The sequence below is a fragment of the Micromonospora sp. WMMD729 genome, assembly GCF_049315225.1.
Taxonomy (GTDB): Bacteria; Actinomycetota; Actinomycetes; order Mycobacteriales; family Micromonosporaceae; genus Micromonospora.
On the sequence record NZ_CP186059.1, the window covers coordinates 5,526,247 to 5,550,581 of the forward strand.

Sequence of the window (24,335 nt, forward strand, 5' to 3'; positions counted from 1 at the left end):
GCGGTCAAACTTGGGCGGAATCCATCGGCAGGTGAGCGATCATGGCGGTGAGACCGGTCACGTCCAGCAGATCGGCCGGACGGACGGTCACCCCCTCCCGCACATAGTGGAACGCCGCGCCCACCCGCTCCACCGGCACACCGGCCAACTCGGCCCAGGCCAGCCGGTACACGGCCAGTTGGACCGCCGCCACCTGAGCCGCCGGTCCGGTGGGACGCGCACCGGTCTTCCAGTCGACCACGTCGAACCGGTCGCCCGGCCGGGCGAAGACCGCGTCCATCCGCCCCCGGACCACCACCCCCGCGATCACCGTGGCGAACGGCACCTCCACCTCGACCGGCACCCGGTCGGCCCACTCGCTGGCCAGGAAGCGCTCCTGGAGCTCGACCAGCGCCTCGTCCGGTGCGGCATCCGCGTCCGCGGCACCGGGCAACTCGTCCACGTCGAGCAACCGGTCGGCGCCGAAGCGCTGCTCCAGCCACGCGTGAAAGGCGGTGCCCCGGCGGGCGTACGGGTTGGGCTCGGTGGGCACCGGGCGGCGCAGCGTACGGGCCAACGCCGCCGGGTCACGCCGCAACGCCACCAGCTGGGTGACGCTGAGCTGCCCGGGCAGGGCCACCTCGACCGCGCCGGAGAGTCGGGTCAGCTCGGCCCGCTCGGCCAGCAGCAGGTCCGCCTCCTGCCGCCAGCGCGCCACCTCCGGATCGGCCTCGGGCTCGACCAGTTCCACCGGCTCGACGTCCGATCCGATCGACAGCACCGGCCCGACCGGCCCGGGCAGCGCCGAGGCCGGACCATCCGTCATCAGTCGGCGGACCAGCCCGGCCGCCTCGGCCAACGCCGGCCGGCGGCCACCCAACGGATCGGCCGGCCACTCCGCGCGGAGCACCACCTCGGCCGTCGGGTTCGTGGCGTCCGGGGTGGGCTCCGGCGTCCACGCGTCGACCAGGTGACCGGGGCCGCCGTCCAGACAGGCGTCGTACACCTCGGTCAGGAAGACCGACGGACCCCGCGGTCGCTTCGTGCCCTCCCCCCACCAGTACCCGGAGCAGAGCAGCAGCCGGCGCGGCCGGGTGACCGCGACGTACGTGAGCCGACGTTCCTCGCGCTCGTCGTGCGCCCGCCAGGCATCGGTGAAGTCGGCCACCGCCCGGGCCACGGCGCGCTGGTCGGCCGCCTCGTCGAGCGCCAACTCGGGCAGCCCGTCGGCGTCCCCGCGCAGCGGGAACGGCAGCACGCCCAGGCCGCCCAGCCAGTGGTCGGAGTTGCGGACCGGACCGGGCCACGAGCCACGGCATAGACCCGCCACCGCCACCACGTCCCACTCCAGGCCCTTGGCGGCGTGCGCGGTGACCACCTGCACCGCGCCCTCCACGACCTCGACCTCGCCCGGGGCGAGGCCGCGCTCCTCGTCCTCGGCCGCGGCCAGGTAGGACAGGAAACCGGACAGCGTCGCGCCGGGCGTCTCACCGCTGAACCGGGCCGCCACGTCGGCCAGCGCGTCCAGGTGACCCCGGGCCAGGCCGGCGTCGCCCGCGCCGTCCCGGCCGGCACGCACCGCGACCTCCACGTCCAGGCCGATGGTCCGCTCGATGTCCGCGATCAGATCCGGCAACGCCTGGTCCAGGCGGTAGCGCAACAGCGCCAACTCGGTGCCGTACGCCCGCAGCCGCGCGAACCCCTCCGCCGAGTACGCCTGCGCCGGCCCGAGATCGGCCAACGCCTCCACCAGGGTCGCCTCGTCCAGCAGGTCGGGGCTGATGTCCGAGTCCTCGTCGACGGCCACCTGTTGGCGGGCCTTCGCGATACCCCGCGCCCGTCGGTGCAGCGCCACCAGGTCACGCGGCCCGATCCGCCATCGGGCGCCGGTGAGCAACCGCAGCAGGGCGGCTCCGTCGGTCGGGTCGGCCAGCACCCGCAGCGTGCACACCACGTCCCGGACCTCGGGGGTGTCCAGCAGTCCACCCAGCCCGACCACTTCCACCGGCAGGCCGCGCTCACGCAGGGCCGACTCGATCGCCGGGATCTGGCTGCGGACACGGACCAGCACGGCCGTCGTCGGGCGCTGCGCCACCGGAATGTGCTCGGGTGCCGCGCCGGGCATCCGGGCCGCGCCACGCCACGCGGCGAGCACGCTGTCGGCGATCCACGCGGCCTCGTCGGCGTACGTGTGCAGCAGCGCGCAGTGCACCGTGCCCCCGGCCGCCCCGCCGGGGCTGCGGTGCGGAATCGGGTCCCGGACGGTCAGCGCGGACCGGAGCTCCGGGACCCGTGCGCCGGCCGCCCGCAACGGCGTGGAGAGCGCGTTCGCCACCCGCAGGATCTCCGGGCGGTTACGCCAACTGGTGGTCAACCCCAGTGCCCGCGCCGGCTCGCCGTCGGAGCGCGCGAACTCGGTGGGGAACCGGTCGAGGGTGCCGGCGCTGGCACCCCGCCAACCGTAGATCGACTGGCACGGGTCACCCACCGCGGTCACCGGGTGCCCGCCGCCGAACAGCGCGTTGAGCAGCACCACCTGGGCGTGGCTGGTGTCCTGGTACTCGTCGAGCAGCACCACCCGGAAGCGGTCCCGTTCGATCTCGCCGACCGCCGGGTGGTCCCGGGCCACCCGGGCCGCCCGGGCGAGCTGGTCGGCGAAGTCCATCGCCTCGAAGTCCAGCTTGCGCCGGGCGTACGCCCGCACCAGCGGCAGCAGACGCAGCCGGGTCTGTTGCAGAGTGAGCGCCTTGCGCACGTCGGCGTAGACCCGGCCGGGGCGCGACTGCACCTCGGCGAAGAACCGACCGGTCCAGGCCGCCAGCTCGTCCGGGCCGACCAGGTGCTCGTCCAGCTCCCCGGCGAGCGCCAGCACCGCGTCGGTGATGGTGCTCGGCATCCGGTCCACCTCGGACATGTCGCCGTCGTAGTTGCGCACCAACAGGTCGACCAGCTGCCAGCGGGACGCCTCGGTCAACAGCCGGGTGGACGGCTCGTACCCGGCCCGCAGACCGTGCTCCGTGACGATCCGCCCGGCGTACGAGTGGTAGGTGGAGACGGTGGGTTCACCGGCGAGCGGGTCGTCGAGCGGGTCGCGGCCGTGCCGGCCGACCCGGCGGATCAACTGGTCGAGTCGGGTCCGGACCCGATGGGCCAGCTCACCGGCCGCCTTGCGGGTGAAGGTCAGCCCGAGGACCTGCTCCGGGCGCACGTACGAGTTGGCCACCAGCCAGACCACCCGGGCGGCCATCGTCTCGGTCTTGCCGGAACCGGCCCCCGCGACGACGAGCAGCGGCTCCACCGGGGCGGCGATGATGGCAGCCTGCTCGCGGGTGGGCGCCGGCAGCCGCAGCAGCTTGGCCAGCTCCACCGGCGTGTACCGGGGCCCGGAGTCGGCGAGCCGGGGCGTCGGCGCGGGACCCGCGCCGAACAGGGTGGGCTGGGTCATGGATTCTCCGGGGGACGGACGGTCGGCGGCTCGACCACCTGGCGTCCCTGCCCGGAGACCGGACAGCTGGTCCGCACCGGGCAGACCCGGCACTTGGAGTTGGCCACCGCGGCGAACGTGGCGGCCGCCATCGTATCGGCGGTCCGCCGGACCAGCGCCGTCGCCCAGCCGGCCGCCGGCCCCTCCCCCGCCGCGGGCTGGTTCTGCTCCCGGGCGTCCTTCGCCGACGTACCGAGCTGCACCAGCGCCGCGCCACCGGACTCGTCGCCGAACTCGGCGAACGCTCCCGCCTCGACCGCCGCCTGGTACGCGCCGAGCTGCGGGTGCTCGGCCAGCTCGCTGCCGGTGACCGCGGTCGACTTGCCGGTCTTGAGGTCGATCACCACCAGCCGGCCGGCCTCGTCGACCTCCAGCCGGTCGACCCGCCCGGCCAGCTCGACCGGACGGTGCGGATCGTCCAGGCGCACCGCGAACTCGTGCTCGATGGCGAGCAACCGGCGCGGGTTGGTGGCCAGCCAGCGCAGCAACTTGTCGACCATCGCCTCGGCGCGCTCGCGCTCGGGGCCGGCCATCCAGCGGGCCGCCAGCTCGATCGCGTCGAACCGGGCGGCCACGTAGTCGAGCAGGGCCCCCCGGTCGGCGCTGGCGTCCTCGGCGAGCATCGCGGCGGCGTGCACCAGGTTTCCCACGCCCTGCGCGGTGCTGGTCGGGCCGCTGCCGCCGTGCCGTTCCAGCAGCCAGCGCAGGCTGCACCGCAGCGCGCTCTCCATCGCCGAGGGTGTCACCCGCACCGGCTCCCCGTCGTCGACGAGGGGTCGGTCGTCGGAGAGCGCGCGCAGCCCCCACCAGTCGTCGGGGTGCGCGCCGGGCACTCCGGCGGCGGCGAGCCGCGCCAGCTCGGCCGCCGCGGCGCGCCGCCGGGCAGCCGGCGCGGCCGGGTCGATGATGACGGTACGCAGCTCGGCGACCAGCGCCGGCAGGGTCAGCGCCCGGGGCGGCCGAGTGACCGGCAACGCACCCGGTTCGGCCGGCCCGTCGTCCTCGTCGGCCAGACCGTCAGCGCCACCGACGGCCGCGTCGGTGGTGGCCCCGCCGTTGCCGACCGCGCTGCTGGTGGAGGCGTCGGTGGCGGGCCCACCACCGGTCGGGCCGGTGCGCGGGGCGGGCGGGTTCGGCGGGGCGGTGGGCGGGGCGGGCGGGTTCGGCGGGGCGATCGGACCCAGCTCGTGCAGGAACCGGCTGGGCTGCTCCTCGTGGTCGTCGCCACCGACCGCTGCCGACGCCACCGCGCTGACCAGCAGGCGGTGCCGGGCCCTGCTGATGGCGACGTGGAACAGCCGGCGCTCCTCGTCGAGCAGCGCCGAGGTCTGGCCCACCACGTTCGCGGCCCGCGCGCCCCCGACGGACCGGCCGGCCAGGACGTCGACCAACCGTTCCGAACCGAGCAGGCTGCCGCGTAGGCGCAGGTCCGGCCAGATTCCCTCCTGCACGCCGGCGATCGCCACCAGGTCCCACTCGAGACCTTTCGCGGCGTGCGCGGTGAGCAGCCGTACCGCCGCGCCCCGGTCGGCGGTCGGCGCGATGGTGTCCGCCGGCAGGTCCTGCGCGAGCACGTGGTCGAGGAAGACCTCGGTACGCGCGCCGGGTAGCCGGTCGGTGAAGCGGGCCGCCGCGTCGAAGAGCACCAGCACGGCGTCCAGGTCACGGTCGGCCGCCTCGGCCCGCCGACGCCGGGCCAGGTCACCCTCGCCGGCCACCGGGCGCCCCTGGGCGATCGCGCCGGCCCAGCGCTCGGCCAGGCCACTGGCGTCCCAGACCTCCCAGAGGACGGTCTCGGCGGTGGCACCGGGTTGGGCGGCGGCGTCCCGGGCGGTGGCCAGCAGCCCGGCGACCGCCTGCGCCGGCTCCGCCCAGCGCCGGTCGATGCCGGCCAGCTCGGTGGGGTCGCGCAACGCCTCGACGATCAGCTCGCCGGACGGACGACGATCGCCCCCGGCCAGCGCCAGGGCGCGCAGCCCTTGCCGCAGCCGCCGTTCGGCAAGCGGATCCGCACCGCCCAGCGGCGAGTGCAGGAGCGCGACCGCGGCCTCCTCGTCGAGCCGGTCCGGCTCGAGCGCGCACCGCAGCAGGAGCAGCAGCGGCGCCACCGCGGGTTGCAGGTGCAGCGGCAGGTCCTCGCCGTGCACCACGGTCGGTACGCCGGCCGCGTGCAGCGCGCGTTGCAGGGTCGGCAGTTGCAGGGCGGTGGAGCGCACCAGCACCGCCATCCGCGACCACGGCACACCGTCGAGCAGGTGGGCCGAGCGCAGCATGTGGGCCAGCCAGGCGGCCTCGCTGGTGGCCGACCGGAAGGTGTGCACCTCGACCACGCCTGCGGGAGCGTCCGGCAGCGGACGCAGCCGGCGGTGCGCCGTCGGACCGCGTAACCGGCGGCCCAGCCGGGCCATCGCGTCGAGCAGGACCGGCCCGGCCCGGTACGAGGTGTTCAGCAGCACCTGCGCGGCCGGTGCTCCGGAGGCCGTCCGGAACCGGTGCCGGAAGGTGGACACGCCGGCCGGGTCGGCGCCCCGGAAGGCGTACGTGGAGGAGTCGGGGTCGGCGAACGCGACGAGCGACTTGCCACCGCCGGCGATGACCGAGAGCAGTTCGAGTTGGGCGGGGTCGGTGTCGGCCAGCTCGTCGACGTACACGTGGGCGAGGCGGTGGCGCTCGGCGGCCAGCAGCTCCTCGTCGTCGCGCAGCAGACCGGTGGCGGCCCGGACCAGCTCGGCCGGGTCGTACGCGATCGACCCCCGGTTGCTGACGTCGCGCAGCGCGAGCACCTCGACGTACTCCCGCAGGAAGCGCGCGGCGGCCGGCCAGTCGGCGCGGCCGAGCCGCTCGCCCAGCCGGGCCAGGTCGCCCGGGCCCACACCGCGTTCGGCGGCGCGCATGAGCAGGTCACGCAGCTGGCCGGCGAAGGCCCGGGTGCGCAGGGCCGGGCGCAGGTCGGTGGGCCAGCCGACCGGGTCGTCCTCCGGCGTCTCGCCCACCACGTCGAGCAGCTCGCGGATGATCAGATCCTGCTCCGGGCCGGTCAGCAGGCGGGGTGACGGTTCGCCGCGCTCGGCGGCGGCGCGGCGCAGCAGCCCGAAGGCGTACGCCGGGAAGGTACGCACCAGCGGCTCACGCAGCACCCGGTAGCCGTCCTGCGCGACCCGGGCCTCGATACGTTGGCGCAGCGCGGTGGCGCCACGACGGCCGAAGGTCAGCACGAGGATCCGTTCCGGGTCGACCCCCTCGGCGACCCGGGCGGCGACCGCCTCGACGAGGGTGCTGGTCTTGCCGGTGCCGGGACCACCGACGACGAGCATCGGCCCGTCGGTGTGGCCGACGATCTCGGTCTGGACGGGATCGGCGTGCCAGCGTGGGCCCGTCTGGCCGGTGGTGACGACAGCACCGTCACCGGACGCGGCCCCGTCCCCCAGCGCCGGCCCGTCGGGCCGCCGCACCAACCGGTACGCCTGCATCACCAAATCCCATCACCCCCCTACGACAGCAACCCCACCCCACGCCGTCGCGTCGGTCGTGTGGGTGGCGGCACGACACGCCGACGGCCCTGCCGCCACCCGCACGACCGACGCGGTGGCCCCGAGTCAGGGTAGGTGGGACTCCAGCGCCTTGAGCGCCTCGGGGACCGTGCCGACCACGGTCAGCAGGTCGAGGCCGGCCGGTTTGAGGAAGTGCTGGTCGGTGATGGTGTGCAGCCAGTCCAGCAGGGGCCGGTAGAAGCCGTCGGTGTCGATCAGCACCATCGGCTTGGCGTGCAGCGCGAGGGTGGCGGTGGTCCAGACCTCGAACAGCTCGTCCAGGGTGCCCAGACCGCCGGGCAGCGCGAGGAAGGCGTCCGACCTGTCGATCATCAACGTCTTGCGGTCGGCCATCGTGTCGGTCACCAGCAGTTCGTCCGAGGCCAGGTCGGCGACCTCCAGGTCGACAAGCGCCTGCGGGATGACGCCCACCGTGCGCCCACCGGCGGCCCGGGCGCCGTCGACCACCGCGCCCATCATGCCGACGCAGCCGCCGCCGCTGACCAGCGTGTGCCCGCGCCGGGCCAACTCCGCGCCGGTCTCGGTGGCGAGGTCGAGCCAGCGTTGGTCGAGGGTACGGGAGGAGGCGCAGAAGACGCAGACGGCGGCCATCAGCTCTCCCGGGGCCGGTCGGCGGACTGCTCGGCGGCGGCCTGCTGGTCGGCGCCGGTACGCGCCACGGCCTCGTCGCGGACCGCGTCCTGCTCGGCCGAGAGCGCCGCCTCGGCCTCGACGATGTGCCGGACGGCCGCGTTGACGTCGTCGGTGAGACAGATCAGGTCCAGGTCGACCGGGCCGATCTTGCCGGTGGCAGCCATCGTGTCGCGCAGCCAGTCGAGCAGCCCCTGCCAGTAGGCGACCCCCATCAGCACGACTGGGAACCGGGTGACCTTGCCGGTCTGCACCAGGGTCAGCGCCTCGAACAGCTCGTCCATGGTGCCGAACCCGCCGGGCAGCACCACGAACGCCTGCGCGTACTTGACGAACATGGTCTTGCGGGCGAAGAAGTAGCGGAAGTCGATGGCCAGGTCGACCCAGTCGTTGATGCCCTGCTCGAACGGAAGCTCGATACCGAGCCCGACGGAGAGCCCGCCGGCCTCGGTGGCGCCCCGGTTGGCGGCCTCCATCACGCCCGGCCCGCCACCGGTGATCACCGCGTAGCCGGCCCGGGCGAGCGCGCCGCCCAACTCCTCGGCCAGCCGACACTCGGCGGTCTCCGGACCGCTGCGGGCCGAGCCGAACACGCTGACGGCCGGCGGCAGGTCGGCGAGGGTGTCGAAACCCTCGACGAACTCGGAGAGGATGCGCAGCGCGCGCCAGGCGTCCTTGGTCTTCCAGTCGCCGCGTCCGCGCGAATCCAGCAGCCGCTGGTCGGCGGTGCTGTTCGGGATGGCGCCCCGACGCAGCGTGACGGCGCCCCGGTGCCGCTCCTGTCCGGGACCGCGGCCGGCCTCCCGCCCGTTGTTCTGGCTCATGCAGCAACCGTAGTGGAGCGGCACACCGTCGGGGTCCGGGGCGGGGAGCCGGAGAAATAGTTCGCGATCAAGGGCAACTATTTGGCGGTCCCGTACGTCTTACTATTCACATACCGGGTATGCCCCGGCGCGCGCCTTCGGGGGAGGAGACAGCGTGATCAGCAACAGCGAGATGATCCGGATCCGTCGACAGATGCAGCGACGGATCCGAGACGTGGTGGCCGAGCGCCGCCGCACCCGCGCCCTCGATCCCGCCTTCTCGCCCGCCGCCGCCCCCTCCGGAGCCGACCAAGAGGTTCGCGCCGCCGACAACGGGCCAGGCTGACGCGAACCTCTTGGTCACCGGCAACGGGGTGACCGGGATCAGGCGGGTGCGAGCCAGCGGTGCAGGGTCGCCGCGCCGTCGCGGATCTTGCTGATCTCGACGTGCTCGTCGGGGTGGTGGGCGAGGTTCGGATCGCCCGGGCCGAAGTTCAGCGCGGGAATCCCCATGGCCGCGAACCGGGCCACGTCCGTCCAACCCAGCTTGCCGATCGGGGCGGCGCCGACCGCCGCCAGGAACTCCTTCGCCGGGGCGGCGCTGAGCCCGGGCGGGGCACCGGCGATCGAGTCGGTGACCCGCACCTCGAAACCGGCGAACACCTCACGCAGGTGCGCCTCCGCCTCGGCCGGGGTGCGGTCGGGGGCGAACCGGTAGTTGACCTCGACCTCGCAGAGGTCCGGGATGACGTTGCCCGCCACCCCACCGTTGATCCGTACCGCGTTCATGCCCTCGCGGTAGTCGCAGCCGTCGATGGTGACCCGGCGTGCCTCGTACGTCTGGAGGCGGCGCAGCACCTCCCCGGCGGCGTGGATGGCGTTCACCCCGTGCCAGGAGCGCGCCGAGTGGGCGCGTACGCCGGTCGTGGTGACCACCGAGCGCATGGTGCCCTGGCACCCCGCCTCGACGATGCCGTACGTCGGCTCCAGCAGCACCGCGAAGTCCGCCTCCAGCCACTCCGGGAACGCCTGGGCGACCAGGTTCAGCCCGTTGTACCGGGACTCGATCTCCTCGGCCTCGTAGAAGAAGTACGTGATGTCGTAGCGCGGGTCGGGCAGCGTCACGGCCAGGTGCAGCGCGTACGCGACGCCGGACTTCATGTCGGAGGTTCCGCAGCCGTACATCAGGTCGCCGCGCATGGTCGACGGGAAGTTGTTGTTCAGCGGCACGGTGTCGAGGTGACCGGCGAGCACCACGCGCTGCGAGCGGCCCAGGTCGGTACGCGCCATCACCGTGTTGCCGTGCCGGTGGGTGGACAGGTGCGGTACGCCCCGCAGCACCTCCTCGACGCAGTCGGCGATCGCCTTCTCGTTGAGGGACACGGACTCTATGTCAACCAGTACGCGGGTCAGCTGCACCGGATCGGCGAGGACCTCGGGGGTCAGCGGGTTCTCCATGGTTCGCACGGTACCTTCAGGTCTGTCAGCGCGAGGAGCGAGCCGAGGCCGGCGTGGCCGCGACCGAGAGGGTTAACAGTGACGTCCGCAGATTCCGCGTGGGGCATCGGCCTGGCCACCGTCACCGCCGACGGGCAGGTGCTCGACACCTGGTACCCGACCGGCAAGCTGGGCCTGGGTGAGCTGCCGCTGGTCGCCGGTGAGGACAAGTCGGACGTGCTGGACCTGCCGCCGGGCGCGCTGGGCGACCGGCCGCTGCCCGGTCTGCGTACCGTGCAGGTGGTGACCGTGATCGGCTCGCTGGACGACCCGATCAAGGACGCCTCCGACGCGTACCTGAGGTTGCACCTGCTCTCCCACCGCCTGGTGCGGCCCAACCAGCTCAACCTCGACGGCATCTTCGGCAAGCTGGCGAACGTGGCCTGGACCTCCGCCGGGCCGTGCCCACCGGAGCGGGTGGACGAGCTGCGGGTGATCGAGCGGGCCGCCGGCCGGCATCTGTCGGTGTACGGGGTGGACAAGTTCCCCCGGATGACCGACTACGTGGTGCCCGCCGGCGTGCGGATCGCCGACGCGGACCGGGTCCGGCTCGGCGCTCACCTGGCGTCCGGCACCACCGTGATGCACGAGGGCTTCGTCAACTTCAACGCCGGCACCGTGGGCACCTCGATGGTCGAGGGGCGGATCGTGCAGGGCGTGCTGGTCGGCGACGGCTCCGACATCGGCGGCGGCGCCTCGATCATGGGCACCCTCTCCGGCGGCGGCACCGAGAAGGTCAGCATCGGCGAGCGGAGCCTGATCGGCGCGAACGCCGGCGTCGGCATCTCCCTCGGCGACGACTGCGTGGTCGAGGCCGGCTGCTACATCACCGCCGCCTCGAAGATCACGCTGCCGGACGGCCGGGTGGTCAAGGCCCGCGAGTTGTCCGGCGTCGACGGCCTGCTGTTCTGGCGCAACTCGGTGAACGGCGCGCTGGAGGCCCGCCCGCGCACCGGCCGGGGCATCGAGCTGAACGCCGCCCTGCACGCCAACGACTGACGTCCCCGCCGGGTCCGCGGCGGTAGGCCGCGGACCCGCCGGGGGTACGCCTCAACGCAACCGGTACGCCTGGATGATCCGCTGCGTCACCGTGTTGCCGGCGGCGTCCCGGGCGGTGGCCCGCAGGGACGCGTAACCGGGGCCGGCCGGGTGCCGGACGGTGGCCGTCCACCCGTGCCCGCCGTGCCGGACGCGGGCGGGTTGCCAGGTGCGCCCGCCGTCGTAGGAGACGTCCACGCTCAACCCGGTCAGGCGCGCAGCCGGCGCACCCGGCTGCCGCTGCACCTGCACCGGGATGACCAGGCTGGTACCGGCCGGTGCCGCGTTGTCCCGACCGAGCGGCGGCGTGAACCGGATCGCCGACACCGGCAGGTACCGGAAGTCGTCGCCCGGCACGTGCCCGGACCGGAACGTCCATGCCGCGCCGACCTCGGTGCTCAGGTCGGTGAAGCTCCGCTTCGCGGACACCTCCAACCGGTAGGTGGCCGCGCCGGGCGGCACGGTGAACTGCCCGTCCCCCGGGTCGGGTAGCTCCTGCACCAGGACACCGTCGCGGTAGAGGGCGGTCCGGCCGGTGTCGGTGACCGACCCGCCGAGGTGGCCGTCCGCGTCGCCGTGCAGCGGGATGCTCACCTGGATCTGGTCGCCCAGCCGCGAGACGCCCTGGCCCGGCCAGCGCGGCGGCGGGAAGGACGGCCCGTACGGCGCGGTGTTCCAGGTCTCCCGGACGTGCTGGCCAGCCCGGTACGCCGTCGATTCGGCGACCAGCATCGCCTTCGTGTCGGTCCAGCCGTCCTCGGTGGGCACCCCGAAGCTGAGCTCCGAGGACCAGCGCAGGCCGTTGGTGTTGTAGTGCTCGACCCGCTGTCCGGGTACCGCCGTCGGCAGGACCGTGGCCCAACCGCCGAAATCCGGTTCGAGGTGCGGGAAGACCACCCGCTCGGCGACCAGCCCGGCGTACCCGCCCCGGAACTCGTGGGTGACCGTGGCCAGGTCCCGGGCGCGGTAGTTCCGGTCGAAGCCGGTCGGCATCCGGCCGGGGACCTTCTCACTGAGCGCGTACAGGTAAGGGCTGCTGGCCACCTCGGGCTTGCGCCACTGGCTGCTCACCGTGGCGAAGAACCGTGCGCCGGAGACCGCCCGACCGAGGTTGCCGGTGGCCAGGCCGGTGAAGTCGAACGCGAGCAGACCGAAGCCGTACCCGCCGTCGTCGACGCCGACGAAGTTCGCGCTGATGTCGACCAGGTCCGGGACGGCCGTACGCTCCGGGACGGTGGTGCGCACCGGCCGGGCCCGGCGGGCGTCGACGGTGACCGTGACATCGCGGTCGAGCACCAGCTCGGGCTGGGCCAGTTGGGCCGCGCCGCTCTCACCGGCGAAGATGATGCTGGCCAGGCCGTACCGCCCCTTGGGTACCCGGACCTCGACGGTGCCGTCCGCGTCGTACAGGTTGCGGCTGGTGAGGGTGTCCAGGTCGACGAGCGCGGTGACGTAGTCCTCGGGCACCGCACCGCCGGCGTCGACGTGCCGGACGGTGAGCTGGTAACTCTCCACCTCCCGGTTCACGGCGACCGGGGTGACCGCCACGGCGGCTCCGGAGCGGGCCACGATCCGGCCGGTCCAGTAGCCGTCCGTACCGACCCGGGTGTCCACGGTGACCGTGGTGCCGGCGGTGCCGCCGGCGGGCACGGTGACCTGTCCCGCGCCGAGGGCGAACATGCCCGCCGGGGCGGGCTGACCGTCCGGACCGGTCACCTCCAGGCTCAGGTCCAGGGTGAGCGGGTCCGGGCCGTCGTTGTGCCAGTCGACCTTCCGGGTGACCGGGGTGTCGTCCCCGTGCGGCCAGGCCGGTTGCCCGAAGGAGACACTGACCGGCGCGCTGGTGACCCGCTGGGTGATCGCGCGTGCCACGTCGACACGGCCGGCGCCCTGCTGGAACGCGGTCTGGTCCGGGTGCGGCTTCGCCGAGGCCATCAGGGTCGCCTTGAGCTGGGCCGCCGTCCACCCGCTGTGCTGCTGGGCGAGCAGCGCCACCGCGCCGGTGACGTGCGGCGCGGCCATCGAGGTGCCGGAGAGGGTCATGTACTTCTCCCCCACCGGTTCGCCGAGCAGCGTGCCGTCGGCGCGGGCCGCGACGATCTCCACGCCGGGCGCGGTGATGTCCGGCTTCAGCCCGCCGTCGCCGACGCGCGGGCCCCGGCTGGAGAACTCGGCGAGGGCGTCGTCGCGGTCCACGGCACCGACCGTGAGGGCGGCCTCGGCGCTACCCGGTGAGCCGACCGAGCCGTCCGTACCGTCGTTGCCGGCGGCGAGGACGAAGAGCGCGCCGGTCTGCGCGGTCAGCGACTCGACCGCCTCCTCCAGCGGGTCGACGTCGGGGCTGTCCGTGCCGCCCAGACTCATGTTGATCACGTCTGCGTGCTGGTCGACGGCCGCCCACTGCATGCCGGCCAGGATCGCCGAGTCCGGGCAGCCGTACTCCTCGCAGACCTTGCCGTTGAGCAGCGTGGCATCCGGGGCGACACCGTGGTATTTGCCGCCCGACGCGGCGCCGCTGCCCGCGATGATCGAGGCGACGTGCGTGCCGTGGCCGACGGGGTCGCCGGTGTCGGTGGCCTCGGTGAAGTTCTCCGCCTGCGCGATCCGACCGGCCAGGTCGGGGTGGCTGGCGTCGATGCCGGTGTCGAGCACCGCCACGCGGACCCCGCGACCGGTGAAGCCGGCCTGGTACGCGGCGGGCGCGCCGATCTGCGGCACGCTGTGGTCGAGGCTGACCTGCCGCAGCCCGTCGAGCCAGATCCGATCGGCACCCCCCGCCGTGCCGATGCGGGCGCCGGTGCCGGTGAGAGCCGCCCAGACGGCGGTGGCCCGCTGCTTGTCGGCCGTGGCGGCGAACCCGCCGATGGCGGGCAGTTCGGTCGTGACGGTGAGCCCGGTCGGCGCCGCCGCCCTCCGCGCGCCCGCGCTCGCAGTGACCAGCACGGGCAGGTCGGCGCGGCGCGCGTCGTCGTAGCCGGCGGCGATCAGCCCGGTCACGTCGAACAACCGCCGGTCGACCCGGCCCTCGCGGACCAGGGGCAGGGCGTCCTGCGGCAGCACGGTCAGGTGGCCGTGGTCGCGGGTGGTGAGGAACCGCTGGTGGGTACGCCCCGGGCCGGGGCGTACCGAGGCGGCTCCGGAGTCGGTGACGGTGACCCGGTCCCCGGTGAGCAGGGTGACGGTCTTCCCGGCGGCCGGGCTCACGGCGGCCGGGGCGGCGGGAGTGGAGGGGGTACGCGGCGGGCTGGCCGTGGCGACCGCCGGGCTGCCCAGGACGAGGGCGGCCACGGCGATGGCGGCGGAAATCCTTCGACGTCGATGCAACGGATCCTCCTCGGTGGAGCGTCGATACCAGTGGAGACGCATTGACCACCGTCATGGTTGCATACTTGGTATGCAAAATTGGGGTCCAAAATATGACGGAGCGACCAACCGACCCGACGGCCAGCCGGCATCATCGACCGGGTGACCTCGATGAAGGACCGGATGCTGGCGGGTGAGCCCTACCTCGCCGACGACCCCGAACTCGTCGCCGACCTGGACCGGGCCGCCCGCCTGATGGAACGCTTCAACACCAGCTCGGCGGCCGACCCGGCGGCCCGACTCGCGGCCCTGGACGACCTGCTCGGCGAGCTGGGCGAGGACACCTGGATCCGGCCGCCGTTCTACTGCGACTACGGCTGGAACATCCGGATCGGGCCACGCACCTTCGTCAACTACCACGCGGTCTTCCTCGACGTCGCCCCGATCACCCTCGGCGCGGACGTCCAGGTGGGACCGAACGTGCAGCTGCTCACCCCGACCCACCCGGTGGAGCCGGGCCCACGCCGCGACAAGTGGGAGGCCGCCAGGCCGATCACCATCGGCGACAACGCCTGGCTCGGCGGCGGCGCGATCGTCCTGGCGGGAGTCACGGTCGGCGCGAACACCGTGGTGGGCGCGGGTGCGGTGGTCACCCGGGACCTACCCGCCAACGTCGTCGCCGTCGGCAACCCGGCCCGACCGGTCCGCGACCTCGACTGACCCGCGCGCGCAGCGCGGTCAGGGGGCCGGCGCCTCCGGCAGGCGGACCACCAGGTCGGCGTGCACGGCCGTCGGGCTGATGAGAGCGGCGTTGGTCTCGTCGCTGCCCAGCGCCCAGGCCCGGGCCTCCTCGGGTGTCCGCCCGTACGCCTCGTGCCGGGCGGTCAACCGACGCTGGCGCAGCTCGGCGTCCAGGTCGAGGAACCACACCTCGTGCAGCAACGTGCGGACCTCCTCCCAGGGCGGGTCCGGCACCAGCAGGTAGTTGCCCTCGGTCACCACGAGGCGAACCGACGGCGGCACCTCGATCGCCCCGGCCACCGGCTCCTCCAGCTCCCGGCGGAACTCCGGCGCGTACACCGAGGTCGGCTCCAGCCGACGCAGCCGGCGCAGCAGCGAGGCGTACCCGTTGGCGTCGAAGGTGTCGATGGCGCCCTTGCGGTCGGCACGGCCCAACCGTTCCAGCTGGGCCTGGGCCAGGTGGAAGCCGTCCATGGGCACCAGCCGCGCGGTCGCGCCGACCTCGGCCACGATCCGCTCGGCCAGGGTGGACTTCCCCGCACCGGGCGCCCCGGTGATGCCGAGCAGTTGCCGCGGACCGGCATCGGCCAGTGACCGCGCCCGCGCCACCAGCTCGTCGATGGCCAGCACCCGGGCCGGCGGCATCAGCCGAGCACCGGATCGCTGATCGTGAACCGGGCCTGCACCGCCGCCTGCACGGTCTGCGGCTGCGGATCCAACTCCAACTCGGGGACACCACCACCGGCACCGCCCCCGACGTCGTACGCCGCGCGGGCGAACATCGGGCGGTCGGCCGGACCGGCGTCGGCCAGCTCGACGAGCGCGGTGACCCGGGCGCCCAGCGCCTCGGCGTACTCCCGGGCGCGCAGCAGCGCGTCGCCGATCGCTGCGTGTCGCGCCTCGCGGTACGCCGGGCTGTCCGGGCGCAGCTCCCACCACGGGCCGGAAACCTGGACCTGGTCCTGGTCGGCGAGCCGGAGCATCAGCTCACCGAGCGCGGTGAAGTCCGTGACCGTCACCGTGGTGGTGACGCTGCCGAGCCAGCCCACCACGCGTTCGCCCGAGCGCTTGGTCTGCGGCCGGACCCACAGGTCGCCGGTCTCCCGCCGGGCCACCGCCGGATCGGAACCGTCCAGCAGCACCCGGACGGCGGCTGCTCCCTCGGCCAACTGGGTGAGCGTCGCCTCCCGATCCCGGCCGCGAGCCGTCACGGTGACCGCGAACCGGGCCAACTCGGGCGGCACCTCCCGGGTCGCCTCTCCGCGCACCTGTACCACCGGGCTGTCCGTCGCCATGCCTGCCAGCCTAGTCAGCCAGCGGCAGCAGCGCCGGATAGGAGACGACGTCCGGACCGACCCGGCAGCCCGTCAGGTGACCGCCGGCAGCGCCCAGCTCGCACAGCCAGGCCACCTCGTCGGTGTGGTCCCCGTCGGCCGGGAAGTCCCGGTCCGCCGGGGCGAACCGTCGCTCCCGCAGCGCCGACCGCGCCGCGCCGGCCTGCGCGTACCTCGCGGTCAACCCGGTCGCGTCGGCGGACCGCAGCGCGTCCGCCAGCTCGTCCAGGAGTACCCGCACCTCGGCCAACCCGTCCAGCACCCGCGCCCGGTTGCCGAGCAGCATGTTGGCCGTCCGCTCGGCCGGCGTCCCGGCGACCCGGGTGCCGTCGGAGAAGCTCCCGGCGGCCAGGGCCAACACCGCGTCGCGCAGCGGCGACCGCTGCGTCGCCCCGGCCAACGCGCCGGCCAGCAGGTGTGGCACGTGCGAGGCGAGCGCGGCGACCGAGTCGTGCGCGGACGGGGACATCGGCACCACCCGGGCGTCGAACAGCTCCACCAGCAGGCCGGTCAGCCAACGGAAGGCGGGCGTCGCCGCGCCCGGCGCCGGACACAGCACCCAGGCGGCACCGGCCAGCAGATCCGGCCCGGCGGCCGTCAGGCCCGCCCGGTCGGTGCCGGCCATCGGGTGCCCCGGCACGAACCGGTCCGTCAGGCCGGACGTGGCGGCGATCGCCGCCACCTCCTCCTTGGTGCTGCCGACGTCGGTCAGCACGCAACTCTCGCCGGTCATCGTCGCCATCTCGACAAGCGTCGCCGGCAGGGTGGGCAGCGGCCCGCACAGGAACACCACGTCCCGGTCGGCCACCGCCTCGGCCAGCAGGTCCGGAGCGGGTACGCCCATCCGGCGGGCCCGTCGCCGGGTCTCCTCGTCCGGATCCCAACCGGTCACGTCGACGCCCGCGGCGTGCATCCGGAGCAGCACCGAACCACCGATCAGGCCGGTGCCGACCACCGCCGCCCGTACCCGTGCGCCGGGCCTGTCCACCATCCGCACACCTCGACGTTCCTGCTGGGGTACGGGACCGGCACGGCCCCGACCAGGTCCGGCGCTGAGGATATCGCTCGGCGACCCGGACGCCGGTCAGTCCTCGGCGGCCATCGCGTCGTCCCGCCACGCGACGAACGGGATCACCGGATTTCTGTTGATGTACTGCCAGGGCCAGCTGGTCACCTGGTCGCCGATCACCTCGAACTGGCCGGCCGCGGAGCGCAGGTCCCCCACCTTCGAGAAGCCCATGGCGAAGGTGTTGTGCACGCTCGCCCAGCCGGGCCGGCGTCGGTAGTCGGGGTGGCGTACGGAGTGGTCGGCGGCGGCGTTGATCTCCGCGCGTACGGCGTCGTCGTCCAGGTACTCCTCGTCCTCGCCCACGGGCAGGTCCAGCCACTTCTCCAGGTGCGCGACGACGATCAGGTGCCCCAGCGGCGAACCGGCCGGCGACTTCGCCACGGCCTCCCGGGCGAACTCGAACATCTCCTCGTGGCTGCCGAACCACTTGTGGCAGCGGTACTGGAGCATCTGCTCGTGCGCGATCCGGTGCGCCGGGTGCCGGGCCACCACCTCGTCGAAGCGCCGGGTGGCCTCTTCCGGGTCCACCTGCCGGCCACGCGCCGAGGTGACCAGGAACGTGCGCGCGGTGGTGTCGTCCGGGTCGCGGTCGGCCACCTCGTCCAGGGAGTTCTCGGCCATCCGCAGCCGTCGCCAGAACTCCTTGAACTGATCCTGGCTCACCTGCGAGGCGCGGGCACCGCTGCGCGCCTCCCAGGCCCAGTAGACCGCGTGCGCCCCACGCACCAGCACCGGCAGCGTCGAGCGGGGCTCGGCCTCGACCCACTCGCCGATCCAGTCCTGGAGGCCGTCGGTGTCGGCGAGCGCCGAGACGTAGAAGGCGTGGTCGTCCGGGTCGGTCACCGGGGTGAGGAGATCACGGATGGTGCCCCAGTCCCGGCGTTCACCCGCCTCCCGCAGCGCCCGCGCGGTCGGGTCACCCTCCGCCGGGTCCACGAGCAACGTGGGAACGGCCGCCTGCTTGCCACTACGTCGGAACGGCCACATGCCGTGTTTCCTCCCACCCCGTCGAAGACCCGGCAGATCGTAGATCTTGCGAAGGCCGATCCGGAAGGGGGTTGTCCACTGCTGATCATCGTCGTACGGTCCGCTCCGCCGCCCGCCGTCTGGATGCGGGCGAACAGCGGGAGGAAATGAAATGTCCGCGACATACCGGGCGCTCGCCTCGGTGGTCATGCTGATCGGCTTCTACGTCGTCGCGCTCCTGCAGCTCGCCGCCGTCGTCGCGCTCGGGTTCTGGCTGTACGGCCACACCAACGGGCTCGTCACCGGGAAGCTGTTGCTGCCCCTGGTCGTCGCGCTGGGGGCGGTCGCCGCCGGGCTGTGGCGCGCGATCCGAACGAAGAACGAGCCGGCACCCGGCCTGGTCCTCACCGAGGATGCGGCGCCGGACCTGTGGGCCACCGTGCGGGAGCTGGCCACCGCGGTCGGTACCCGTGCCCCGGACGAGATCCGGCTGGTGCCCGAGGTGAACGCCGCGGTCGCCGAGCAGAGCCGACTGCTCGGCCTGGTCGGCGGGCGGCGCACCCTGTACGTCGGACTGCCGTTGCTCCAGGCGATGCGGGTGGACCAGCTCCGTTCGGTGCTCGCCCACGAGCTGGGCCACTACTCCGGCAAGCACACCCGGCTCGGCGGCGTGGCGTACCGGGGTCGGCTGGCCATCGCGGAGACGCTGGACCGGATCAGTTCGCGCAACCCGATCGGCTGGGTCTTCAAGGGTTACTCGAAGCTCTACCTGATGGTCGACAACGCCGCGTCGCGGCGGCAGGAGCTGGAGGCAGACCGTTCCTCCGTGCTGCTGGCCGGGCACGACGCCGCGGCCTCCGCGCTGCGTACGCTGCCGGCGCTGGGCGCCGCCTGGGCTTTCTTCATGCGCCGGTACGTCGAGGGAGGCTGGTCTGCCGGGCTCGCGCCGGACGACCTCTTCGGCGGCTTCGGCAAGCTGCTCGACGCCCGCCGGGACGAGCTGGCCGAGGTGCGGGAGAACGCCCCCGACCGGAAGCCGTCGCCGTGGGACACTCACCCGCCGATCGGCGTCCGCGTTGCCGCGATGGCGGACCTGCCGGCCGGGGCGGTCACGCCGGACGAACGGCCGGCCGCGCTGCTGCTCGCCGACATCGACGACGCCGGCCGGCAGTTGCAGGGTCTCGTGGTCGACCACGGCAGCCGTGAGGTGCTGCCCTGGACGCAGTTCACCGCCGCGGCGGTGGCGGCCATGGTGCAGCAGCGGGCGGACGGCATCTACCGGGCCGCGGGGCGCTTCACCGGTGTCACCACGCCGGGCCTCACGACCGTGCTGGAGCTGGTCAAATCCGGTCGGCTGGGTGAGTTCGCCGAGCAGTTCTTCGACGACGCGACCCGCAAGGAGGCGGCCGCCCGGTTCGCCGGACCGATGGAGACGCTGCTGGACAACGCGGCCGTCCGCTCCGGTGGGGCCCACTGGCAGCTCTCCTGGTCCGGTCCGGCGCAGCTCGTGGGCCCGGACGGGCAACCCTGGGACCTCGCCGAGATCGCCAAGCTGGCCGTCGCGCCGCAGACCCTGGACGTGGCGCTGGCCCGCCTGGCGGAGTTGGGCGTCGACCCGTCCGACGCGACGGTGGTGGAGGAGCGGGTCTCCGGGCGGGACGCCGACCTGATCGGCGCGCTGGCCAACATCAAGATCGACGGCACCGAGCACGACGTGCTCATCCTCGACCGGGGGCTGGTCCTGGTCGCCGACCCCGGCAAGGCGAGCCAGGGCGAGACGCGGCTGCGCACACTTGTCGAGTCGGTGCCGATCGCGGAGCTGGCGACCCGGCACACGTTCCTGCCGTACGAGGAGATCGCCTCCGTGGACGTCAAGCGGCAGGTGCCGCTGAAGGCGGAGCTGACCCTGCACGACGGCCGGGTGGTCGCCATGCAGGAGCTGATGAGCAGCGAGCTGCTGGAGAAGCAGAGCCGGGACACCCTGCTGCGCGTCTTCGGCCGGATCAGCGACTGACGCCCACCGGGCGGTCGACCGCACGGGGTCGGCCGCCCGGAGCGCGGTCAGGCTTCGGCGAGGCGTGCCGCGACCGCGGCGACGTGCTCGTCGGACTCGGTCAGCGCCACCCGCACGTACCGCTGGGCGGCGGGACCGTAGAAGACACCGGCCGCGACCAGGATGCCGCGCCGGGCCAGCCAGTCGACGGTCTGCCAGCAGTCCTCGTCCCGGGTGAGCCAGAGGTAGAGGCCCGCCTCCGAGTGCTCGATCGTGAAACCGGCCTCGGTGAACGCCGCGCTCAACACCTCACGCCGGGCGCGGTAACGCTCCCGCTGCTCGACGGCGTGGCCCTCGTCCCGCAGGGCGGCCACCATCGCGGCCTGCACCGGCGCGGGCACGATCATGCCGGCGTGCTTGCGGATCTTCAGCAGCTCGGCGACGAGGGCCGGATCGCCGGCCACGAACCCGGCCCGGTACCCGGCGAGGTTGGACCGCTTGGAGAGCGAGTGCACGGCGAGCACGCCGGTGTAGTCGCCACCGCAGACCTGCGGAGACAGCACCGACACCGGCTCGGCCGACCAGCCCAGCGGCAGGTAGCACTCGTCGCTGGCGACCACCGCGCCGCGTTCCCGGGCCCAGTCGACAACCTTGCGCAGGTGCGCCGCGGGCAGCACCCGGCCGGTCGGGTTACCGGGCGAGTTGACCCAGACCAACCGGACCCGTGAGGTCGGCCCGACCGAGGTGAGCGAGTCGGCGCGGACCACGATCGCGCCGGCCAGCCGGGCACCGTCCTCGTACGTCGGGTACGCGATCGACGGCACGACCACCACGTCGCCGGGGCCGATGCCGAGCAGGGTGGGCAGCCAGGCGACCAACTCCTTGGAGCCGATGGTCGGCAGCACGCCGAGACCGTCGACGCCCGCGCCACAGGCCCGGGCCACCCACACGGCGATGGCGTCGCGCAGCGCCGGGGTACCGGCGGTCATCGGGTAGCCCGGGGCGTCGGACGCGTCGGCCAACGCCTGCCGGATCACCGCCGGGACCGGGTCGACCGGTGTGCCCATGGAGAGGTTGATCAGGCCATCCGGATGCGCCGCGGCCAACGTGGCCGCGGCGTCCAGGGTGTCCCAGGTGAACTCGGGCAGCCGTGCCGAGACCGGCGCGGGCCGGTTCAGTGGCCCTCGCCGCGGGGCGGCTGCGCGGCGACGAAGGTGGCGTCCTTCTCCACCTTGCCGATCTTCGAGGCGCCCCCGGGCGAGCCCAGGTCCTCGAAGAACTCGTAGTTCGCGCCGGTGTAGTCCTTCCACTGCTCCGGGACGTCGTCCTCGTAGAAGATCGCCTCCACGGGGCAGACGGGCTCACAGGCACCACAGTCGACGCACTCGTCGGGGTGGATGTAGAGCATCCGGTTGCCCTCGTAAATGCAGTCGACCGGGCATTCCTCGATGCATGCCTTGTCGAGCACATCCACGCACGGCTCGGCGATGATGTAGGTCACCGGTCTTCTCCTCCGCAAGACGCGCCGCGATCTCCCGCGACGGTAAGAGCCTAGTATCTCGCCGGGGAGGGGGTCGATCGTGCTCCGACAGCAGGATGTGGGACATCGGATCGTAGTCCGCCGGATTGTGGGGATTCGCGAAGGCCGACCGCTGTTCTCCGACGCCCTCGGCGAGTTGGTCGAGCTGAGCGAGACCCATCTCACTCTCGCCACGGCGCAGGGCCCGCTCCGCGTCCCGGTGGCGCAGGTGCACCGTGCCAAGCGGGTACCGCCGACCCGCCGGCCGACGGCCGCGGCGGTGGTGGCGCTCGAGCGGGCCGCCGACGAGGCGTGGCCCGCCCCGACCCGCGGTCGGCTCGGCGACTGGCTGCTGCGCTCGGCCGAGGGTTGGACCGGCCGGGCCAATTCGGCGCTGCCGGTCGGCGATCCCGACCGACCGCTGCCGGCGGCCGTCGACGCGGTCGAACGCTGGTACGCCGAGCGGGGTCAGCCCGCGATCATCAACACGCCGCTGCCGCTCGCCGCGCCGGTCGGCGCCGAGCTGGACGAGCGCGGCTGGACCACCCGCCCACCGACCCTCGTCCAGACCGCCCCGCTGCCCCTCGCCGCCGCCGGGCTCGGCGGGCCGGACGCTGCCGTCGTCGAGGTGGTGGCCGCGCCGAGCGGGGACTGGCTCGCCATCGCGGCCGGCCGCAAGGGCGGGCTACCGGATGCCGCCCGGCACGTGCTGACCGCGGTGGGCCAGGTCCGCTTCGCCCACGCGTACGTCGACCGCACGCTGGTGGCTATCGGCCGGGGCACGGTGACCGGCGAGGGCCGCTGGTTGGGCCTCAGCCTGATCGAGGTGCTGCCGCCCGCCCGCCGGCAGGGACTGGCCCGGCGCGTGATCGGCGAGCTGGCCGCCTGGGGCGGCTCGGCCGGTGCGACCCGCGCGTTCCTCCAGGTGGAGCAACGCAACACGCCCGCCCTCGCGCTCTACCAATCCCTGGGCTTCACCACCCACCACACCTACCTAACCCGAGTAGCCCCGCACTAAGCCACCCGCCCTCGCCCCGCCCTCGCCCCGCCCTCGCCCTCGCCCCGCCGCGCCCTCGCCCTCGCCCCGCCGCGCCCTCGCCCCGCCGATCTTGCACTTTCTGTGGCGACGAAGAGGGCATATCTGCCCATGTCGGCGACCGAAAGTGCAAGATCGGCGGGGAGTTTGGCTCGGCGCGAGGTTCTGGCTCGGCGTGGGGCTGGCTCGCGCAGGGCTGACTCCTCGCTCCGCCGATCTTGCACTTTCTGCGGCGACGAAAAGGGCAGACCTGCCCAAGTCGGCGACCGAAAGTGCAAGATCGGCGCGAGGTTCTGGCTCGGCGCGAGGTTCCGGCTCGGCGCGAGGTTCCGGCTCGGCGCGGGGCTCTGGCTCCGCGCGGGGTTCCGGCTCCGCGCGGGGTTCCGGCTCCGCGCGGGCGGGGGTCAGCGGCGGACGACTCGGCGGGGCTTGGCGGCCTTGACCTCCGCGTAGCGCTTGAGCTGCTGCGAGCGGTAGTCGAGACCGAGGGCCGTCGCCACCAGGTAACCGCCCAGCGTCCCGAGGCCGGTGGCCAGCAGGTAGAGCCAGATCTGGGCGAAGAACGTGCCCGCGCCGCCGGCGAAGGGGTTGTGCGCGACGACCAGCGGCCCGACCAGCACGGTCAGGGCCATGGCGAGCACCACCGCGATGGTCACGTCACCCGCCCAGACGGCCAGCGGCCGGACGCGTCCCCAACGGAACGCGACCACGGCCAGGGTCAGCCCGATCACCACGAACATCGCCAGCGAGACCCGGTCGGCCGCAGCGTCGTCGCTGTCGAAACCGAACCGGGTGATGAGGCGGGCGACCACGTTGACCGCGAAGAGTCCTCCCGCGAGCACCCCGATGGTCCGCCACCGTCTGTCCATCGCACGACCTCCTGCCGTACGCCCCTGCCGCGGGGCCGCTTCCCTGGCAGGAATATCTACCACTCGGACCTGTGTGACGTCACCAGCCGCCGAGCGTCGCCGGTGGGGCGAGGATCTGCCGGAAGCCCATCACCGCGAACGTCATCGCGCCGGCCACGATCATCGCCAGGCCGACCCAGTTGTCGCCGGCCAGCAGCAGGTCGCCCTCGGTGGTGCGGATGGCCGCCACCGCCATCAGGGCGAACCACGGCACCGCCGGCAGCGCCACCGCCCAGCGTCGGCCGACCACCTCGTGCGCGAACCAGCTCAGCAGGATGTTCGCGCCGACGGCGAGCAGCGCGGAGACGCCGATGAGCTGTCCGCCGACCCGGAGGGTGGCGAGCAGCAGCTCCAACACCCCGGTCACCACGCCGGCCACCACCACCACGATCGCGCCGGCCACCCGCAGGCCCAGGTCCAGCAGTCGCGGCGGCGGCCCCGCCGGGGGCGGGGCGTCCTGGTCGTTCACGACCGACATCGGCGC

Annotated in this window: 19 protein-coding genes; 5 read left to right on the forward strand and 14 right to left on the reverse strand. The window is 73.7% G+C overall.

All coding sequences use genetic code 11. The features are described 5' to 3' along the window. Positions 1-4 precede the first annotated feature (4 nt). The 4 genes from ACN263_RS25300 to ACN263_RS25315 form a co-directional block, all read right to left on the reverse strand. Positions 5-3,424: a UvrD-helicase domain-containing protein gene (locus ACN263_RS25300; protein WP_422736795.1), complete on the reverse strand. Its 3,420-nt coding sequence runs from the start codon at positions 3,422-3,424 to the stop codon at positions 5-7. After that, a complete protein-coding gene (locus tag ACN263_RS25305) occupies positions 3,421-6,933 on the reverse strand; it encodes an ATP-dependent helicase (RefSeq protein ID WP_422736796.1) in 3,513 nt (1,170 codons plus the stop codon). Before ACN263_RS25305 ends, ACN263_RS25300 begins: the two co-directional genes overlap by 4 nt. 126 nt (positions 6,934-7,059) lie before the next feature. Then, complete coding sequence (locus ACN263_RS25310; protein ID WP_422736797.1) at positions 7,060-7,605, reverse strand: TIGR00730 family Rossman fold protein; 546 nt, start codon at positions 7,603-7,605, stop codon at positions 7,060-7,062. Continuing rightward, positions 7,605-8,468, reverse strand: coding sequence for a TIGR00730 family Rossman fold protein (locus ACN263_RS25315; RefSeq protein WP_422736798.1), 864 nt, complete (start codon positions 8,466-8,468; stop codon positions 7,605-7,607). The genes ACN263_RS25310 and ACN263_RS25315 overlap by 1 nt, the downstream gene beginning before the upstream one ends. 154 nt (positions 8,469-8,622) lie before the next feature. Here ACN263_RS25315 and ACN263_RS25320 point away from each other — a divergent pair, with 154 nt between their 5' ends. After that, positions 8,623-8,793 carry a hypothetical protein gene (locus ACN263_RS25320; RefSeq protein ID WP_422736799.1) on the forward strand — a complete coding sequence of 57 codons (171 nt, stop codon included), beginning with the start codon at positions 8,623-8,625 and terminating at the stop codon, positions 8,791-8,793. Between the two features lie 38 nt (positions 8,794-8,831). On the opposite strand, the gene dapE is transcribed toward ACN263_RS25320, so the two are convergent. After that, positions 8,832-9,905: a succinyl-diaminopimelate desuccinylase gene (gene dapE, locus ACN263_RS25325; protein WP_422736800.1), complete on the reverse strand. Its 1,074-nt coding sequence runs from the start codon at positions 9,903-9,905 to the stop codon at positions 8,832-8,834. Positions 9,906-9,983: 78 nt separating this feature from the next. Here dapE and dapD point away from each other — a divergent pair, with 78 nt between their 5' ends. Next, positions 9,984-10,943, forward strand: a complete 960-nt coding sequence (gene dapD / locus ACN263_RS25330; protein ID WP_422736801.1) for a 2,3,4,5-tetrahydropyridine-2,6-dicarboxylate N-succinyltransferase — start codon at positions 9,984-9,986, stop codon at positions 10,941-10,943. Between the two features lie 51 nt (positions 10,944-10,994). Here dapD and ACN263_RS25335 read toward each other — a convergent pair whose 3' ends face one another. Continuing rightward, a complete protein-coding gene (locus ACN263_RS25335; protein ID WP_422740822.1) occupies positions 10,995-14,270 on the reverse strand; it encodes a S8 family serine peptidase in 3,276 nt (1,091 codons plus the stop codon). A gap of 177 nt (positions 14,271-14,447) precedes the next feature. Here ACN263_RS25335 and ACN263_RS25340 point away from each other — a divergent pair, with 177 nt between their 5' ends. Further along, positions 14,448-15,005 carry a sugar O-acetyltransferase gene (locus ACN263_RS25340; protein WP_422736802.1) on the forward strand — a complete coding sequence of 186 codons (558 nt, stop codon included), beginning with the start codon at positions 14,448-14,450 and terminating at the stop codon, positions 15,003-15,005. An 18-nt stretch (positions 15,006-15,023) separates the two neighbouring features. Here ACN263_RS25340 and ACN263_RS25345 read toward each other — a convergent pair whose 3' ends face one another. The 4 genes from ACN263_RS25345 to ACN263_RS25360 form a co-directional block, all read right to left on the reverse strand. Further along, on the reverse strand, positions 15,024-15,671 hold the full coding sequence (locus ACN263_RS25345; RefSeq protein ID WP_422736803.1) for a nucleoside/nucleotide kinase family protein: 648 nt from the start codon (positions 15,669-15,671) through the stop codon (positions 15,024-15,026). Beyond that, positions 15,671-16,321 carry an SIMPL domain-containing protein gene (locus ACN263_RS25350; protein WP_422736804.1) on the reverse strand — a complete coding sequence of 217 codons (651 nt, stop codon included), beginning with the start codon at positions 16,319-16,321 and terminating at the stop codon, positions 15,671-15,673. Before ACN263_RS25350 ends, ACN263_RS25345 begins: the two co-directional genes overlap by 1 nt. 10 nt (positions 16,322-16,331) lie before the next feature. Beyond that, positions 16,332-17,351 (reverse strand): prephenate dehydrogenase, encoded by a 1,020-nt coding sequence (locus tag ACN263_RS25355; protein ID WP_422736805.1) that lies wholly within the window; start codon positions 17,349-17,351, stop codon positions 16,332-16,334. 93 nt (positions 17,352-17,444) lie between these two features. Continuing rightward, complete coding sequence (locus ACN263_RS25360; RefSeq protein WP_422736806.1) at positions 17,445-18,416, reverse strand: DUF4034 domain-containing protein; 972 nt, start codon at positions 18,414-18,416, stop codon at positions 17,445-17,447. A 151-nt stretch (positions 18,417-18,567) separates the two neighbouring features. On the opposite strand from ACN263_RS25360, the gene ACN263_RS25365 reads away from it, so the two are divergent. After that, the gene (locus ACN263_RS25365; protein WP_422736807.1) at positions 18,568-20,409 is read left to right on the forward strand and encodes a M48 family metallopeptidase; all 1,842 of its coding nucleotides are present in this window, start codon (positions 18,568-18,570) and stop codon (positions 20,407-20,409) included. Between the two features lie 47 nt (positions 20,410-20,456). On the opposite strand, the gene dapC is transcribed toward ACN263_RS25365, so the two are convergent. Continuing rightward, entirely contained in the window at positions 20,457-21,566 is a 1,110-nt protein-coding gene (gene dapC, locus ACN263_RS25370) for a succinyldiaminopimelate transaminase (protein ID WP_422740823.1), read from the reverse strand. Continuing rightward, positions 21,563-21,889, reverse strand: coding sequence for a ferredoxin (gene fdxA / locus ACN263_RS25375; RefSeq protein ID WP_007464872.1), 327 nt, complete (start codon positions 21,887-21,889; stop codon positions 21,563-21,565). The genes dapC and fdxA overlap by 4 nt, the downstream gene beginning before the upstream one ends. A gap of 79 nt (positions 21,890-21,968) precedes the next feature. Between fdxA and ACN263_RS25380 the strand changes: the two genes are divergently transcribed. Then, the gene (locus tag ACN263_RS25380) at positions 21,969-22,925 is read left to right on the forward strand and encodes a GNAT family N-acetyltransferase (protein WP_422736808.1); all 957 of its coding nucleotides are present in this window, start codon (positions 21,969-21,971) and stop codon (positions 22,923-22,925) included. Between the two features lie 422 nt (positions 22,926-23,347). On the opposite strand, the gene ACN263_RS25385 is transcribed toward ACN263_RS25380, so the two are convergent. Continuing rightward, entirely contained in the window at positions 23,348-23,812 is a 465-nt protein-coding gene (locus ACN263_RS25385) for a hypothetical protein (RefSeq protein ID WP_422736809.1), read from the reverse strand. 79 nt (positions 23,813-23,891) lie between these two features. Beyond that, complete coding sequence (locus tag ACN263_RS25390) at positions 23,892-24,329, reverse strand: hypothetical protein (RefSeq protein ID WP_422740824.1); 438 nt, start codon at positions 24,327-24,329, stop codon at positions 23,892-23,894. Between the last annotated feature and the right edge of the window lie 6 nt (positions 24,330-24,335).